Annotated in this window: 17 protein-coding genes; 6 read left to right on the forward strand and 11 right to left on the reverse strand. The window is 68.2% G+C overall.

Translation table 11 applies throughout. The annotated features are described in order from the left end of the window. Window positions 1–31: 31 nt before the first annotated feature. Window positions 32–2014, forward strand: a complete 1983-nt coding sequence (locus tag A6A40_RS15245; RefSeq protein WP_108546784.1) for a BCCT family transporter — start codon at window positions 32–34, stop codon at window positions 2012–2014. Between the two features lie 92 nt (window positions 2015–2106). Here the strand turns inward: A6A40_RS15245 and A6A40_RS15250 are convergent, their stop codons facing one another. Then, window positions 2107–3177 (reverse strand): ornithine cyclodeaminase, encoded by a 1071-nt coding sequence (locus tag A6A40_RS15250; RefSeq protein ID WP_236783814.1) that lies wholly within the window; start codon window positions 3175–3177, stop codon window positions 2107–2109. 13 nt (window positions 3178–3190) lie between these two features. Beyond that, on the reverse strand, window positions 3191–4141 hold the full coding sequence (gene rocF / locus A6A40_RS15255; RefSeq protein WP_108546786.1) for an arginase: 951 nt from the start codon (window positions 4139–4141) through the stop codon (window positions 3191–3193). 144 nt (window positions 4142–4285) lie between these two features. Here rocF and A6A40_RS15260 point away from each other — a divergent pair, with 144 nt between their 5' ends. Together A6A40_RS15260 and A6A40_RS15265 are read left to right on the forward strand one after the other, a co-directional pair. Next, entirely contained in the window at window positions 4286–4723 is a 438-nt protein-coding gene (locus tag A6A40_RS15260; RefSeq protein WP_108547245.1) for an Lrp/AsnC family transcriptional regulator, read from the forward strand. Between the two features lie 178 nt (window positions 4724–4901). Beyond that, entirely contained in the window at window positions 4902–5756 is an 855-nt protein-coding gene (locus A6A40_RS15265) for a transporter substrate-binding domain-containing protein (RefSeq protein WP_108546787.1), read from the forward strand. A 101-nt stretch (window positions 5757–5857) separates the two neighbouring features. On the opposite strand, the gene A6A40_RS15270 is transcribed toward A6A40_RS15265, so the two are convergent. Further along, complete coding sequence (locus tag A6A40_RS15270) at window positions 5858–6184, reverse strand: DUF1289 domain-containing protein (protein ID WP_236783815.1); 327 nt, start codon at window positions 6182–6184, stop codon at window positions 5858–5860. A gap of 642 nt (window positions 6185–6826) precedes the next feature. On the opposite strand from A6A40_RS15270, the gene A6A40_RS31345 reads away from it, so the two are divergent. From A6A40_RS31345 to A6A40_RS15280, 3 genes are all read left to right on the forward strand, one after another. Further along, window positions 6827–7373, forward strand: a 547-nt coding sequence (locus A6A40_RS31345; RefSeq protein ID WP_236783863.1) for a 4Fe-4S dicluster domain-containing protein, incomplete at its 3' end; no start/stop codon positions are given. Window positions 7374–7546: 173 nt separating this feature from the next. Next, a complete protein-coding gene (locus A6A40_RS31350) occupies window positions 7547–7924 on the forward strand; it encodes a FixG Ig-like domain-containing protein (RefSeq protein WP_236783864.1) in 378 nt (125 codons plus the stop codon). Window positions 7925–7984: 60 nt separating this feature from the next. Beyond that, window positions 7985–9481, forward strand: a complete 1497-nt coding sequence (locus A6A40_RS15280) for an aminotransferase-like domain-containing protein (RefSeq protein WP_108546789.1) — start codon at window positions 7985–7987, stop codon at window positions 9479–9481. Window positions 9482–9506: 25 nt separating this feature from the next. Here the strand turns inward: A6A40_RS15280 and A6A40_RS15285 are convergent, their stop codons facing one another. The 8 genes from A6A40_RS15285 to A6A40_RS15320 are packed head-to-tail and all read right to left on the reverse strand — an operon-like array spanning window position 9507 to window position 16357. After that, complete coding sequence (locus A6A40_RS15285; RefSeq protein WP_108546790.1) at window positions 9507–10586, reverse strand: hydrogenase large subunit; 1080 nt, start codon at window positions 10584–10586, stop codon at window positions 9507–9509. A 12-nt stretch (window positions 10587–10598) separates the two neighbouring features. Further along, entirely contained in the window at window positions 10599–11096 is a 498-nt protein-coding gene (locus A6A40_RS15290) for an NADH-quinone oxidoreductase subunit C (RefSeq protein ID WP_108546791.1), read from the reverse strand. Further along, window positions 11086–11610 (reverse strand): 4Fe-4S dicluster domain-containing protein, encoded by a 525-nt coding sequence (locus tag A6A40_RS15295; protein ID WP_108546792.1) that lies wholly within the window; start codon window positions 11608–11610, stop codon window positions 11086–11088. The genes A6A40_RS15290 and A6A40_RS15295 overlap by 11 nt, the downstream gene beginning before the upstream one ends. A 13-nt stretch (window positions 11611–11623) precedes the next feature. Further along, the gene (locus A6A40_RS15300) at window positions 11624–12532 is read right to left on the reverse strand and encodes a respiratory chain complex I subunit 1 family protein (protein ID WP_108546793.1); all 909 of its coding nucleotides are present in this window, start codon (window positions 12530–12532) and stop codon (window positions 11624–11626) included. Then, a complete protein-coding gene (locus A6A40_RS15305) occupies window positions 12529–13008 on the reverse strand; it encodes an NADH-quinone oxidoreductase subunit B family protein (RefSeq protein WP_108546794.1) in 480 nt (159 codons plus the stop codon). Before A6A40_RS15305 ends, A6A40_RS15300 begins: the two co-directional genes overlap by 4 nt. Then, window positions 13005–14198 (reverse strand): proton-conducting transporter transmembrane domain-containing protein, encoded by a 1194-nt coding sequence (locus A6A40_RS15310; protein WP_108546795.1) that lies wholly within the window; start codon window positions 14196–14198, stop codon window positions 13005–13007. The genes A6A40_RS15305 and A6A40_RS15310 overlap by 4 nt, the downstream gene beginning before the upstream one ends. A gap of 21 nt (window positions 14199–14219) precedes the next feature. Continuing rightward, window positions 14220–16070, reverse strand: a complete 1851-nt coding sequence (locus A6A40_RS15315) for an NADH-quinone oxidoreductase subunit 5 family protein (RefSeq protein WP_108546796.1) — start codon at window positions 16068–16070, stop codon at window positions 14220–14222. A 14-nt stretch (window positions 16071–16084) separates the two neighbouring features. Beyond that, the gene (locus tag A6A40_RS15320; protein ID WP_108546797.1) at window positions 16085–16357 is read right to left on the reverse strand and encodes a MoaD/ThiS family protein; all 273 of its coding nucleotides are present in this window, start codon (window positions 16355–16357) and stop codon (window positions 16085–16087) included. Between the last annotated feature and the right edge of the window lie 41 nt (window positions 16358–16398).

Consider the following 16398-nt stretch of genomic DNA (forward strand, 5'->3'; position numbering starts at 1 on the left):
CGGCCGGTTCTGGCGATGACGATGGGTTTTCATGCAACAGATAAACAAGACTGTTTCCTTCACAGCCGGCGGCCTGATTCTGCTGTTCGTTGCCCTGGCTGCGTTGTTCACCCAGCCTTTCGGCTCCCGCGTGTCGGAGATGCAGGCATTTGTCGTCGGCAATTTCGGCTGGTTCTACGTGCTTGCCGTCGCAAGTTTCCTGCTGTTCGTGCTGTGGCTCTTTTTCAGCCCATATGGCGCGGTCAGGCTGGGGCATGACGATGACGAGCCGGAGTTCAGCTACCCGTCCTGGTTCGCAATGCTGTTCAGCGCCGGGATGGGCATCGGTCTGCTGTTCTACGGCGTTGCCGAGCCGATGCTGCATTTCTCCAATCCGCGCGTGGGCAAAGCGGGAACTCCCGACGCCGCGCGCGAGGCGATGAACCTCGCCTTCCTCCATTGGGGCCTGCACGCCTGGGCGATCTACATCGTCGTCGGGCTCTCGCTCGGCTACTTCGCCTACCGCCACGACCTGCCCCTGACCATCCGGTCGGCGCTCTATCCGCTGCTGGGCGACCGCATCCGCGGCTGGCCCGGCCATGCCGTCGACATCATCGCCATCTTCGGCACGCTGTTCGGAATTGCGACCTCGCTGGGGCTCGGCGTCATGCAGATCAACGCCGGCTTCGCCTATCTCGGCCTGCTCGACGTGGGGCTGACGCAGCAGATCGTGCTGATCGCCGTCATCACGGTGGTGGCCACGCTGTCCGCGGCCAGCGGCGTCGGGCGGGGAATCCGCCGTTTGAGCGAACTGAACATGCTGGCCGGCGTGCTGCTGCTGACCTTCGTCTTTCTGCTGGGTCCGACGGTGTTCCTGCTGTCGACGCTGGTGGAAAGCATCGGCCGCTACCTGTGGACTCTGCCCTACACCAGCTTCCGCACCCTGCCCTATGCCGGGGCGGAGTGGCAGGCGAGCTGGACGATGTTCTATTGGGGCTGGTGGATCTCCTGGGCGCCCTTCGTCGGCATGTTCATCGCCCGCGTGTCGCGCGGGCGGACCATCCGTGAATTCATCGGCGGCGTGCTGTTCGCGCCGGTCGCCCTGACCATGCTGTGGTTCATCGTCTTCGGCGAAACGGCGATCCACATGGAGATGTTCGAGGGCGGCGGCATGGCCGCGGCGGTTGCCGAAAGCGTGCCGACCGCGCTGTTCGTCATGCTGGACCGGTTGCCGCTCAGCACCGTCACCTCCGCCATCGCCACGCTGATGGTCGTCACCTTCTTCGTCACCTCCGCCGATTCCGGCGCGATGGTCATCGACATCATCGGCTCCGGCGGAAACCAGGATCCGCCGGTCGCCACGCGCATCTTCTGGGCGCTCCTGTCCGGGGTGGTGGCGGCGGTGCTCCTGCTGGTCGGCGGGCTCCAGGCCCTGCAGACCGCGGCGGTCACCACGGCGCTGCCCTTCGCGTTCGTCATGGTGATGATGTGCGTCGGCCTCGTCGTCAGCCTGCAGAGCGAGCGGACGGTCGATCCCGGCCGGCGCGCGACCCGCCTCGCGGCAGGCGCCACCGCTGCGGCGGCGGAAGCGGTGGACGACGGGGATTGGCGGCTGGGGCTTTCCGCGATGCTGGGCCGCAAAAGCGGACAGGCGGCGGTTCCGCCGGGCGCCGGGGCCGCAAGGCGGAACGTGGCGCGCTTCATCGCCGACGACTTGGTGCCGGCCCTGCGCGACGTCGCGGAGGAGTTGGAGCGCAACGGCCGCGTCGTGGAACTCGACGCCAGTTCCTTCAGCGCCGGAATCGCCGTGCTACGGGACGGCCAGGAGGAATTCTCCTACGCGATCCGCGCCCGCGCCCATCATCCCATGAGCTTCGCCTTCTCTGGCATCGAGAAGGATGAGGAGCCCTGGCAGACGCGGGCCGAGGTCATCCTGCGCGGCGGCCTGCACAAGCCGCTTGCGCAGGAGCGGATGAACCGCAACGCCATCCGGCATGACTTCGTCCGCGAATACGGCAAATGGATAGGCTGGTGAGGACGACCGTTCAGGCTGTCCTCACATGGCGGAGGAACTCTTCCGCCTGATCGCGGAGCGCCACCGCCTGCGGGCGGGGGACCGGGGAGAGGTCACGCCGCCTCGTCCACCGGGGCCGGCTTGGCGGCGCGCAGGATCATGCCAAACAGGTCGCGCGGCTCGTCCGGGTCGGCCAGCATGTCCAGAGTCTCGTAGAAGCCCGTCCCCGCCACCTTGTCGCGCACATAGCGCAGGGCGGAGAAGTCCTCCGTCGCAAAGCCGACCGAATCGAACAGGGTGATCTGCCGCGCATCGCGCCGGCCGGTGGCCTGCCCCGTCATCACCGTCCACAGCTCCGTCACCGGATGGTCGGGGGCCAGCTGCTGGATCTCGCCCTCGATCCGGGTCTGCGGCGGATATTCCACGAAGATGTCGGAGCGCAGCAGGATGTCGCGGTGCAGCTCCGTCTTGCCGGGGCAGTCGCCGCCGACCGCATTGATGTGCACGCCGGCCCCGACCATGTTGTCGGTCAGGATGGTCGCGTACTGCTTGTCCGCCGTGACGGTGGTGATGATCTGCGCCCCCTCCACCGCCTCTTCGGTCGAGCCGCAGGCGGCGATCTCGAAGCCCTGGTCGCTCAGGTTGCGCATGCATTTCCGCGTCGCCGCCGGGTCGATGTCGTAGAGCCGCAGTTTGCGGATCCCCAGCAGCGCCTTGAAGGCCATCGCCTGGAACTCCGCCTGGGCGCCGTTGCCGATGATCGCCATGCAGCTTGCATCCTTCGGCGCCAGATGCTTCGCCGCGACGGCGGAGGTGGCGGCGGTGCGCAGCGCCGTCAGGATGGTCATCTCCGTCATCAGCATCGGATAGCCGGTGCCGACATCGGCCAGCACACCGAAGGCGGTGACGGTCTGGCGTCCCTCCCGCGTGTTCTTCGGATGGCCGTTCACATATTTGAAGCCATAGGTGCGGCCGTCGCTGGTCGGCATCAGCTCGATCACGCCCTCTGCGCTGTGGGAGGCGACGCGCGGCGTCTTGTCGAATCTCTCCCAGCGGCGGAAATCCTCCTCCACATAGGCCGACAGCTCGGTCAGAAAGCGCTCCACGCCGATGTGCAGCACCAGCTTCATCATGTGGTCGACGCTGACGAAGGGAACGAGGTTCAGGTTCGGGATCATTGTCATACGCTCCAATCGCTCAGAAGCTGCGGGTCGGGTAATCGAGAACGCGGCGCCCCATCAGGCTGGCCAGCAGTTCCACCATCAGGATCGCGGTGCGCCCGCGCTCGTCCAGGAAGGGGTTCAGCTCGACCAGATCGACGCTGCTGACCATGCCGGTGTCGTGCAGCATCTCCATCACCAGATGCGCCTCGCGGAAGGTGGCGCCGCCGGGGACCGTGGTGCCGACACCGGGGGCGATGCCGGGATCGAGGAAATCGACGTCCAGGCTGACATGCAGCAGCCCGTCCGCCTCGACCACCCGCTCCAGGAACGGACGCAGCAGGGTGACGATGCCGTGCTCGTCGATCTTGCGCATGTCATGGACGGTGATGCCCGAGGTCTCCAGCGCCCGCCGTTCGGCCGGATCGACGCTGCGGATGCCCATCATGCAGACTTTGTGCGGGTCGAGCCGGGCCGGCGGCGGCGGGAAATAGCCGTCGAAGCCGGTGCGGCCGGTGGCGTAGGCCATCGGCACGCCATGCAGGTTGCCGCTCTCCGTCGTCTCCAGCGTGTGGAAATCCGGATGCGCGTCCAGCCACAGGACGAACAGCGGGCGCCCCATCTCGGCCGCCCGCTGCGCCAGCCCGGTCAGGGTGCCGGCGGCGAGGCAGTGGTCGCCGCCCATGAAGATCGGCATGGCGTCCTGCCCGGCGCTCGCCTCGTAGGCCACCTTGCACAGCGCGGCGGTCCAGCCCGCCACCTCCGGCAGCAGCTTCAGCGCCGCGTTGCCATGCGCCATCGGCTGCTGCGGCACCGGCGCGACATTGCCGAGATCGGTGACGCCGTGCCCTAGCTCGGACAAGGCCCGCGCGATCCCGGCTGTGCGGTAGGCGCTCGGCCCCATCTCGCAGCCGAGGCGCCCCGCCCCGTCCTGCACCGGCACGCCGACCAGACGGCAGTGTTTCGTCTTTGTCTTCTGGTAGGACATTGTTCGGTCTCTCGCCTGTTCCCCCCACCAGCAAATCACAGGCGCATGGCGGAACGGACAGGGCAAATTGACAAAACACGCCATCCGGCTTAGCAAACTGGACAGCAAGGCTTGTCGAATTGGCGGAGAGCGGTGCACATGACCCTGGACCAGCTCGACGAGAAGCTGATCACCCTGCTGCGTCATGACGGCCGCCGCAGCATTTCCGACCTTGCCATCGAGCTGGGCGTGTCACGGGCGACGGTGCGCGCGCGGATGGAGCGGCTGGAGGCGTCCGGCATCATCATCGGCTACACCGTCATCCTGCGCGCCGACACGGTGGAGGCGCCGGTTCGCGGCATCATGCTGATCGAGGTCGAGGGGCAGGCGGCCGACCGGGTGGTGCGGACGCTCAGCGGCTTCCCCGAAATCATGGAGATCCACAGCACAAACGGCCGCTGGGACCTGATCGTCGAGCTGTCCTCCTCCAGCCTGCCGGAGTTCGACTCGGTGCTGCGCCGCATCCGCCTGACCCCCGGCATCACCACCAGCGAGACCAACCTCCTGCTGAACACCCCGCGCAGCACGCGCGCCCGTCTGTAGGCCGGTCCCGATCACGGACAGTCAGCGTTTCCAACGGGCTGCGCCACGGCAACGCAGGGCCCCCCGCCATCGCGGGGGTGACGGGCGGTGGAGGCCTGTGCCAAAGTCCGGACGCTTCGCAGACGGCAAGGGAACGCAAGCCGGCGCCGGCTGCACCATGAATGGAAGGAACAAGCCGATGAAGAAGATCCTCATGGCGCTGGTGCTGGGTGCGCTGGCGACCGGGACCGCCGGCGTCACCATGGACCACCCCGCCGCCGCCAAGGATGCCAAGAAGATCCGCATCGCCTCGGAAGGCTCCTTCGCCCCCTGGAACGGCATGGATTCGTCGGGCAAGCTGGTCGGCTTCGAGATCGACCTCGCCTGGGACCTGTGCAAGCGCATGGCGGCGGAGTGCGAGCTGATCGCCCAGGACTGGGACGGCATGATCCCGTCGCTGCAGCAGGGCAAGATCGACGCCATCATGGCCGGCATGACCATTACCGAGGAACGCAAGAAGGTCATCGCCTTCGCCGGCCCCTACGGCACCGAACAATCCACCTTCGCCGTGATGAAGTCCTCCAAGCTGAACGGCGCCGCCTTCGGTGCCGACAACATCGACCTCGCCGACGAGGCCGGCAGCAAGGCGGCGCTGGCCAAGCTGGCGGAGCTGCTGAAGGGCAAGGCGGTGGGCGTGCAGACCTCCACCATCCAGGCTGAATTCCTGGAGAAGCATCTGCCGGACGTGACGGTGCGCAGCTACGACAAGATCGACAACGCCGCCATCGACCTGTCCTCCGGCCGGGTGGACGCGATCTTCGGCGACCGCTCCCCCATCGAGGCGATCATCCGCAGCATGGGCAAGGACAGCATGACGCTGGTCGGTCCGAGCTTGACGCGCGGTGTGCTGGGCGATGGCATGGGCGTGGGCCTGCGCAAGGCCGATGCCGACCTGAAGGCCCGCTTCGACAAGGCCATCGCCGAAGCCGGCAAGGACGGCACCATCGCCAAGCTGAGCCAGCAGCATTTCGGCTACGACGTCTCGGTGAAGTGACGGGGCAGCCGTTCACCCGCCTGTCGCTTGGTCGGGAGCCGCTGCCCCCGGCCGAGTGACGTGCAACCTGTGCGGCTGCGGTAGCGTCCAATGACACCGCCTCAGTCCGGGTCCGCCATCGCGTCGCGCTCGGCCCGCAGGGCGGCGAGCTTCGCTTCGAGCTTGCCGATCTTCCGTTCCAGCTTGCGCAGGCGCTTGCGCGGCGCCTTGCCGTTCCTTGCCGCCACCGGCACCTCCTGCGTCCCCTGCCTGATCCGCTCGTTGATGGCCGCCTTGGCAGCAGCGCTCAACCGTTTCCAGCCCTTCACCTCGGCCTTGGTGCGGTGGCAGCCGAGACAGGCCCCCTGTCCGCCGAAACGGCAAAGCCCGATGCAGGGATTCCTGCTGTCCTTGGCCGCCGCGCCGTCCTTCGATGTCCTGCCGCTCACCGTGATGCTTCTCATCGAACCTGTCGCGTGATCGCTTTCCCGGAAGCAGAATGTGCATCGGAACGCCGGTTCGGCAATGGGCAGGCATGACTCCACAAATCCATGCAATTCCAGCCTCCAACCGCACCACACTCGATATTGTACGGATTTCTGGCGGCTGACCTTGCCTTCATCTGCGACAAACCACCGCAGATGCACGGTTTGGCGCGCGACAACCCTGCAATCCACTTGAAGCAATCCGATCAATATTCCATACAAACTGGCATCGCCGAGAGGCCGCCGCTCCATACGCTTTACTGGACGGCGGCGGCCTGACGGTTCCTTCGTGCCAGGTGCCCCATGCCCAGCGATGCGCCGATCCTCACCCGCCGCCCCAACCACGCTCCCGACACGCAAGAAGCGCAGTCGGCCTACGCCTCCCACCGCAAGATCCATCCCAAGTCGGTGCGCGGGCGATACCGGCGGATGAAGACCGGGATCGGCGCGCTGCTGCTGGCGCTGTTCGCCCTGCTGCCTTTCCTGCGCTGGGACCGCGGTCCGGGCGTCCCAGACCAGGCGGTGCTGTTCGATCTCGGCAGCCAGCGCTTTTACATCTTCGCGGTCCAGCTGTGGCCGCAGCATGTCTATTACATCACCGGGGTGATGATCATCGCCGCCATCGGTCTGTTCCTGGCGACGGCGCTGGGCGGCCGGGTCTGGTGCGGCTTCACCTGCCCGCAGACGGTATGGACCGACCTGTTCGTCTGGGTGGAACGCCGGGTGGAGGGCGACCGCACGGACCGCATCCGGCTGGACAAGCAGCCCTGGACAGCGGGCTGGCTGACGAAGAAGGCGGTCAAGCATGCGGCGTGGCTGGCGATTTCCGCCGTCACCGGCTTTCTCAGCGTCGCCTACCTGACGGATGCGCCGACGCTGGCGGTCGATCTGCTGCGCTTCGACGCCCCCGCGCTCGCCGCCGGCTCCGTCCTGTTCATGGCCGCCTGCACCTATCTGATGGCCGGCTTCATGCGCGAGCAGATGTGCTTCTATGTCTGTCCCTGGCCGCGCATCCAGGCCGCCATGCTGGACGAGGACAGCCTGGTCGTCACCTATCAGGACTGGCGCGGCGAGGGACGCGCGCCCCTGCGCAAGAGCGAGGGGTGGGACACCCGCGCCCACAAGGGCTTGGGCGACTGCATCGATTGCGGCCNCGACGCCTGCAACGACGTGATGGCGCGCATCGGCCGACCCGGCGACCTGATCCGCTTCGACACCCTCACCGCGCAGGCGGCGAAGGCCACGGCCGCACCGCCGCCCCGCTTCCGCCTGCTGCGCCCGCGAACCATCGTCTACGGCCTGATGCTTGTGGTGGTCGGCGGCGCCATGGCCATCGCCCTGGCGCTGAAGCCCAGCAACGACATCGCCGTCCTGCGCGACCGGGCGCCGCTGTTCGTGACGCTCAGCGACGGACGCATCCAGAACGCCTACACCATCAAGATCGCCAACATGTCGCTGACCGACCGGCAGTACCGCCTGACCCTGTCCGGCCTGCCGCAGGCCAGCCTCGGCCTGTCGGGCGAGAACGGCGAGTCCGGCGAGTTGGCGTTGTCGGCCCGCGCCAACGCGGTGGACACCTACCGCATCCAGGTCCGCGTGCCGCAATCCACCCTGGCCGGCGCCTCCACCCCGCTCGCCTTCACGCTGACGCCCGATCCGGCCGGCGAGCCGGTCCGCCACGACAGCGTGTTCCTCGCCCCGTGACCCGCTTATGATGCGGACGACGCCGCAGGGTGCGGGCGAAGAGAACGGTCAGGACAGTCCATGCAATCCGATATCCCGGCCTATGCCGAAGGCTCCGTCCCGGCCGAGCAGTCCGGCACCGGCATCTGGCAGCCCGATCTGGCGAACCGGAACAAGCCGGTCTATCTCGCCATCGCCGACGCCATCGCCGACGATGTTCGCGGCGGCCGGCTTGCGGCAGGATACCGGATGCCGCCGCAGCGCGCGCTTGCCGACCGGTTGGGGCTGGACCTGACCACGGTCAGCCGGGCCTATGGCGAGGCGCGCCGCCGGGGGCTGCTCGACGCCCGCGTCGGCCAGGGCACCTTCATCAGTGCCGGGGCCGGCAACACCCCGCCCGCTCCTCTCCCCGCCACCGCCCGCCGCGCGACCATGGCACCGTCCGCGATCATCGACATGACGATGAATCAGCCGCCCCTGCCCGACGCGCCGGAGCTGCTGGACCGCGTGTGCCAGGGTCTGGCCCAGGCGATGCACCGGATTGATCCGCAATCCCTGCTGCGCTATCCCGACGCCGCAACCGCGGCCGGCGGGTTGGAGGAGGACCGCATCGCGGGCGCGCACTGGCTGTCCCGGCGGCTGGGTTTCCGTGACGCCGCCCCGGATCCCGGCCGGATCGTCGTCTGTCCCGGCACGCAAAGCGCCCTGCTGGCCCTGCTCTGCATGCTGGCCCGCCCCGGCGACACCGTCTGTACCGAGGCGCTGACCTATCCCGGCTTCAGGACCATCGCCGGCCAGTTGGGGTTGCGGGTGGTCGGCGTGGCGATGGACGGCGACGGTATCGACCCCGACGCCCTGCGCGCCGCCGTCGCGACCCATGCGCCGAAGGCGCTCTACTGCACCCCCACCCTGCACAACCCGACGACGGCGACCTTGCCGGTGGAGCGCCGCGCCGCCATCGCCGCCATCGCCCGCGAGCACGGCATCCCCATCGTCGAGGACGACATCTACGGCGTGCTGCCGCAGGATGCGCCGCCGCCCATCGCAACGCTGGCGCCTGACCTGACCTTTCATGTCACCGGTCTGGCCAAATGCGTCGCGCCTGGCCTGCGCATCGCCTATGTCGCGGCGCCGGATGCCCGTCAGGCGATGCGGCTGGCCGCCGCCCAGCGGGCGACCATGCTCGGCACCCCGCCGATCCCCGCCGCCGTCGCCACCCGGTGGATCGGCGACGGCACCGCCGACGCGCTTCTCGCCGCCATTCGGGCAGAGGCGACGATCCGCCAGCGCATGGCGCGCGACCTGCTGCCGTCCTCCGCGATGACCGCCCACCCGCAGGGCTTCCACCTGTGGCTCGCCCTGCCGCCGGTCTGGACGCGCGGGGAATTCGCCGCCCATCTGCGCGGCCGCGGCATCGCCGCAGCCGTCAGCGACATCTTCCTGACCGCCGGCCCCGCCCCGGAAGCCCTGCGCATCTGCCTGGGCGCTCCCATCGCCCGCGCGGACTGCCGCCACATGCTGGACATTCTGGCCGACACGCTGGAGCAGAGCCCGGCCCTGGCAGGCATCGTGATCTGAACCGTGGCGAGGGCGAAAAGATCCCCTATCTGTCGGTGCAGGAGATGCAAGGATCCACGGAGGCCTGGATGATCGACAGGTCGGCCAGCGGCTGCCCAACCACCATCGCCTCGATGGCCGGGATGTTGACGAAGGACGGCGTGCGGATCTTCACCCGCGCCGGGGTGGCCCCGCCTTCCGACGCAACATAATAGAAGGCCTCGCCACGCGGCGCCTCGGTGCGGATGGTGGCCTCGCCGATGGGAATCTCCGGCAAACCCTCCGTTGCCCGCAATGGCCCGACGGGCAGGGACAGCAGCGCCTCGCGGATCAGGCGGATGCTCTCGACCATCTCCAGCGCCCGCACCACGACCCGCGCCAGCACGTCGCCCTCCGGCCGTACGACGCTTTCGAACCCGAGATCGGCATAGGACAGGTAGGGCTGGTCCTTGCGCACGTCGATGTCGAGGCCGGAGGCGCGGGCGACCGGTCCGACCACCGCCCATTCCACCGCTTGCTGCTGCGTCAGCTGGCCGACACCGCGGGTGCGGGCGAGTGCCGTCGGATTCTCGGTGAAGGTCGGGATGACGATCTCCGCCAGCCCCTTCGACAGCGTGTCGAGCGCCGGCAGATACCGCTTCGGATCGGGGATGTCGCGAAGGACGCCGCCGATGCAGTTCATGCCGTAATTGACACGGTTGCCGCTGATCGCCTCCAGCGTGTCCATCACCAGTTCGCGAAGCGTGAACACCTCCATGAACAGGGAATGGAAACCGATGTCCTCCGCCCCCACCCCGGCCCACAGCAGATGGGAGTGCAACCGCTCCAGCTCTGCAATGATGGTGCGGATGTGGGTGGCGCGCTTGGGTATCTCGATCCCGGCGATGGTCTCCGCCGCCATGCAGAAGGTCATGGCATGGGTGTTGGAACAGATGCCGCAGACACGCTCGATCAGGGTGATGACCTCCACCCAATTGCGCTTCTGCGCCAGCAACTCGATGCCGCGGAAGCTGAAACCGACCTCGACGGTGGCGCTGTCGATGACTTCGCCGCGGCACTGGACCTTGACCTTGAAGGGTTCCTCCAGCGCCGGGTGATAAGGACCGAGCGGAAAGCTGTAGGGCATGGCCGGAAACTCCTAGGAACGGGCCGGGTTGGCAGCCAAAGGCGAGGCCAGCGGCGAAACGGGCTTGCGCGCGACCTCCGCCGGGCGGCACATCGCTTCGCGCAGGGTGGCGGTGTCGATGCCGTCGGGCCGGATCAGCGGCACCGGGTTGGGATGGCCGGGAAACTCCACGGCGAACAGGTCGCGGATTTCCCGCTCCGCCCAGGACGCCGCCCGCACGGTCGGCGCCAGCGACGCGAGCGCGCCGTTGCGGGTGCAGGTCTTGATGTTGATGACGCGATGCTCGTCGATATAGTGATAGATCACCGTCGATTCGGCGTCCCCGGCATGCGGGATGGCGGTGACGGTGCCGAGCCGGATGCCGAGCTCCGCCATAGCCTCGGCCATCGCCTCGACCTCCAGCAGCGGGGCATCGGCCCACAGGGCGCCGTCGCGCTCGACGACGCTGCGGACGCCGGGGATGGCCTGCAGTGCATCGGCCAGTCGGTTGGGAGTGCGGTCAGCGGTCATGATGGGCCTCCTGCACCGGAACGAAGGCGGCGCGCAGCTTCTCGCTCGCCGCCCGGCGCCGGCATTCCGGGCAATAGCCGCGCTCGGCCTCCCCCACGCCCCAAAGCGCTTCCATGACGGCATCCGGCAGCGGCACATGGGCGGCACCGCAGCGGGTGCAGGGCTGCAGCCGGACGACGCTTTCCAGCCGCAGCCCATCGCCGGCCGCGCTGTTCGTCGCACCGGGCGCGTCGGCCTGCAGCCCGATGGCCTGCGTCGGACAGTTCTGCGCACACAGCCCGCAGAAGGAGCATTGACCGATGAAGAAATGCCAGGACACCGACACGCCGGGATCCTGGGTGAAGGTGATGGCCTTCGGCGCGCAGACGAAGGCGCAGGTCCCGCAGGCGGTGCAGCGGGCGGCGTCATGGGCCAGCGCGCCGCGGTAGACCGGCGGCACGTCCGGCATGTCGGCAGGACCCCGGGTGCGCGGGGGGCGCAGCAGGTTGCCGAGGATGGTTTTCAGCATGGCCATGGTGGAGTCCTCCTCAGCGGACCAGCGTCGCGGCCAGGGTGACCGCCGACGCCAGCCCACCCCAGACCCAGTAGAAGCGGAAGGCCTGGGTCAGCCGCAGCCGCGCCGTGGCCGTTGCAAGCAGCGTCACCCCGCCCAGCACCGCGACGCCCGCCGCCAGATAGACCAGCAGATTCACCAGCGGCCAGGGTGTGGCCGGAATGAAGACCACGGCGAACAGCTCGGTCAGCAAAACCAGCTCGACGGCATGCGACAGCTTGAACAGGGCCAGTGGCGGGCCGCTGTATTCGATGTGACTGTCGGCGACGATCTCATGCTCGGCATTGGCGATGGAGAAGGGGTTCAGCTTCATCCGCGCCGGCAGCGCCAGCAGGAAGGTCAGCGCCGCCAGCAGATGGACAACACCATAGGGGGCGGCCTGCAGCGCGCTCATCTGGAAGCTTCCGGCCTCCTGCGCCATGGCGATGATGGCGACCAGGAAGGGAAGATTGTAGGCGAGCGACAGCAGTGCTTCGCGCATCGCCGCGACCTGCCCGTAGATGGAACGGCTGACATAGCCGGCCAGCACCTCGCACAGGATCGGCACCTCCATCAGGTACAGCAGCAGCACGACGTCGCCGGGCAGCGACGGCGCCGGGTTGCCGGGCAGCGGCACGATGGCGAGCGCGGCCGTTACCGAAGCCAGCGACACCACCGGCAGAGCCAGGAAGATGCCGCGGTTGACGCCGCGCGGGATCACCGTCTCCTTGCCCAGCAGCTTCATGAAATCGAAGAAGGGCTGGAAGAAGGGCGGACCCTGGCGTCCCTGCAGGCGGGCCACCAGCTTGCGCATGAACCACAGCTCCAGCCATCCCAACGGGGCGGCGAGCAGCAGCCCCGGCCAGACGACGAAGGCGACCAGATAGGACCAGACGGCGTTCATGACAGCCTCCCCCGCCGGCTCTCCAGCTGGCTCTTGGTGGCGCCCTCCTCCAGCAGCTTGGCGGCGCGGGCGACACCGTCCAGGATGGCCTGCGGCCGCGGCGGGCAACCGGGCACCCAGACGTCGACCGGAACGATGCTGTCCAAGGACTCGCTCAGCACCAGCGGACTGCCGGCGAAGACGTTGCCGGATGCCGGGCAGGACCCCAGCGCCACCACCGCCTTCGGATTGGGCACCTGCGCGTAGATGTCGAGGATCGCCTGGCGCGACCGCAGCGTCAGCGTGCCGGAGATCAGGACGATGTCCGCATGCTTTGGCGTGCCGTGCAGTTCGACCCCCAGCTGTTCGGCGTCGTAGCGCGGACTCAGCAGGGGCGTGATCTCGATGTCGCAGCCGTTGCAGGATCCGGCATTCAGACGGCAGATCCAGGGCGACCGCCGGCGCGAGATCGCGATGACCCGTTCGATCAGGTTCATTTCACACCTTCCGCCGTTTCAGTCGGCAGTGCGGCAACATGGGGATGCGGCTCGGCCGCAGGACGAAGCCCGTTGGGAGCCAGCCCGAACAGCACCGGAGCGATGGCAAAGGCCAACAGCACCAGGGCGGCTGCACGCGGCAGCGGCCGACCGGCGACGGGAGACTCCACCGGCCCCAGCCACACCCGGTGGATGGCGCGGATATAGCAGAGCAGGGCCATGGCGGACGACGCGTAGAGCACGGCCAGCAGCAGCGGCCCGCCCAGCTCCGCCCCCGCCAGATAAAGCCGCCAGTGCCCGATGAAGCCCAACGTCGGCGGGATGCCGATGAAGCCCAGCGCCCCCAGCATGAAGGCGGCGCTGGCAACCGGCAGCGGGGTGGACAGGCCGCGGTCGTTCAGCGTCACCGCCCGGCCGAGATGCCACTCCGCCGCACCGACCGCACCGAACAGCACGATCTTGCCCATCGCATGACCGAGGATGCCGAACCACGCCCCGGCCATGCCGTCGGCCCCGCCGGCCACCAGTCCAAGCAGCAGATAGCCCATGTCGTCGATCGATGAGAAGGCCAGCATCGGCTTCAGTTCGCGCTGGGCCAGCGCCAGCAGTGCCGCCCCCAACAGCGACAGCACCGCCAGCCCGATCCACAGCGGCGCGAAATCCACGAAGATCCACGGAGCCGCGTCGCGCAGGGCCAGCAGTTCGCAGAAGGCGCCGACATCGACCACCGCAACGATCAAAGCCGTCGTCATCGCCGAAGAGGCGCGGGCCACCGCCGGCAGCCAGAAATAGACCGGCACCAGGCCGAGCTTCAGCGCCACGCTGACCAGCAGCAACGCCACCGCCAGCCTGTCCCACGGCGCGGCCGGGCGCGACGCGCCGAGTTGGAGCAACGCCAGCGCCGTCCAGCCGCACAGGGCGGCGAGAGCGACCGCGGTCAGATATTTGCGGGCGGCGGCGCGGGCTTCCGCCGTCCCGCCGCTCCACACCATGCCCACCGCCAGGAATTCGGCGGCCGACGCCAGCAGGGTGGCGGCCCAACCATGGCCGACCAGCCGGGCGGCGACCGCCAGGGCGACGGCAGCGGCGGCAAATCGCCACCATCCACCGTTTCCCTGCGGGATCGCGCGGGCATAGAGAGCCACGCCGAGCGCGATCGCCAGAAAGAGGGGTATCAGCACCATATCCATGATGGATGCCTCCGGCTGCGCTCAGACCAGCCACACGCCGGCCAGCGCCGCGACCGCGACGAGACCGATGGCCAGGAGCGGACGATCCTCGAGAACGGCACCTGCCGCGGTCTGCGCCGCACCGGCCACACGGGTCAGGCTGCGCCAGATCCGCAGGTAAGCGGGATCGGGATCGAGCGAATAGACGGGATGGAAGGCGTGTTCGGCCATCTCGGCGAAGTCGACCGCGCCGGGCCGGTCGCCGGCCGGCAGCGGCTCGCCGCCGGAATAGACCGAGACCAGTCCGGGAGCCGGCGCCTGGGCCAGCCGGTAGACCAGCAGCCCCAGCATGGCCGAGGCCAACACCACGGCACCGCCGACGGTCATCGCGATGCTGCCGCGGTCGGTCAGGATGCCGAGCCAGCTCATCTGCACCGCCCAGTCGAAGCCCAGAGACCGCACGGCCGGCGCCACCACCGGCACCATCAGCAATTGCGGCGCCAGCCCGAACAGCAGGCACAGTCCGGCCATGGAGCCCATGCCGGTCAGCATGCTGGGCGAGGCCTCGTGGATGTGCTTGCCGAGCAGCGCCTTGGACGGCACGCCATAGAAGGCGTTGACGGTGGCCTTCAGGAAGGAGAAGGCGGTCAGGATGCTGCCGATCCAGCCGACCAGCACCACCACCACCAGCCCTTTGTCGAGTGCTGCGCCGAACAGCAGCCATTTGGCGACGAAACCGTTGGTCAGCGGCACGCCGGCGATGGAGGCGGCGGCGACGATCCACACCTTCGCCGTCCCCGGCATCGCGGTGGCAAGCCCGCCCAACTCCCGCAGGTCGCGGGTGCCGGTGGCATGCTGGATGGCGCCGGCGCACATGAACAGCGTGCCCTTGAACAGCGCATGGCTGAGGCAATAGAACAGTCCGGCCGCCAGCCCGAGATCGGTGCCGAGCGCAAGCCCGACGACGATGTAGCCGAGCTGGCTGACGGTGTGGAAGGCCAGCAGCCGCTTCAGGTCGGTCTGCGCCATGGCGAAGATGACGCCGACCAGGATGGTGACGCAGCCGACCGCCAGCAGCGGCACCTCCAGCGCGGCCTGCCATTGCCCGTCGCCGATCACATACATGCGGGCGATCAGATAGACGCCTGCCTTGACGTAGCAGGCCGAATGCAGCAGCGCCGACACCGGGGTCGGGGCGTTCATCGCCTCAGGGATCCAGGTGTGCAGGGGGAACATCACCGACTTCGCCATCGCCGCGACGATGAACAGAGCTGCGACGCCGGAGGTGAAGGCCGAACCAACCGCCGGATCGGTCCAGACCAGCGTGCCGGCGCGGGAATAGACCAACACCAGCCCGATCAGGAAGCCGTAACCCGCCAGATGGGTGATGACCAGCACCTTGCGGGCGCCGTCGGTCGCCGCCCTTTGCCGGTACCAGAAGCCGACCAGACTGTAGGAGCACAGCCCGATCACCTCCCACGCCATATAGGCGCCCAGCATGTCGGCCGCACTCGCCAGCAGCAGCAGCCCGGCGATGAAGACCAGCATGATCGCATAGAAGCGTGTCGTGCCCTGCTCCTCATGCTCCATGTAGCGGACGGAGAACAGCAGGATGGCGGCGCCGATGCCGGTGCCCATCAGCATGAACAGGATGCCGAGCCCGTCGATGTGCAGAGCGAGGGAAAACGGCCCGTCCCACACCGGCAGCAGCGGCGCCTCCATCGCGATGCCGGCCATACCGGCCGGCACCAGCGGCAGCGTGGCGAGGAAGGAGGCGAAGACCGCTGCGGTCGCAAGGACGCCCTTGCCGACCGGCGTCAGCATCCGGGCAAAAAGCAGTTGCAGGACGAAGCCGCCAAGCAAAAGAAGAATGGGAAGCGTTATCAGGGTCATGGCCCGCCCCTTTCTCAGCCGCCAGCCAGCGGCGGAAAGATGAAGACGTCGGAATCCGGGGTCAGCGGCGTGTCCAGTCCCTGAAGGCCGCGTATGTCCTGGCCGTTGACCAGGACGATGGCGAAGCCGGCCAGTTCACCGTCCTTCATGATCCAACGGGCGAAGTTGGGACCGTATTCGGCGACCAGATCGTTCAGCAGATCGCGGACGGTGGCCGCCGGCCGCTCCCGGATCTCGCTGCGTTTCTTTGTGGCTTCGCGCAGAAGCGCGAAATAGGAGACTTTCATGGCACAGCTGCCTTCCTGCCCGAATCACCGCCTTGGGCCGC

The organism is Azospirillum humicireducens (genome assembly GCF_001639105.2).
GTDB lineage: Bacteria > Pseudomonadota > Alphaproteobacteria > Azospirillales > Azospirillaceae > Azospirillum > Azospirillum humicireducens.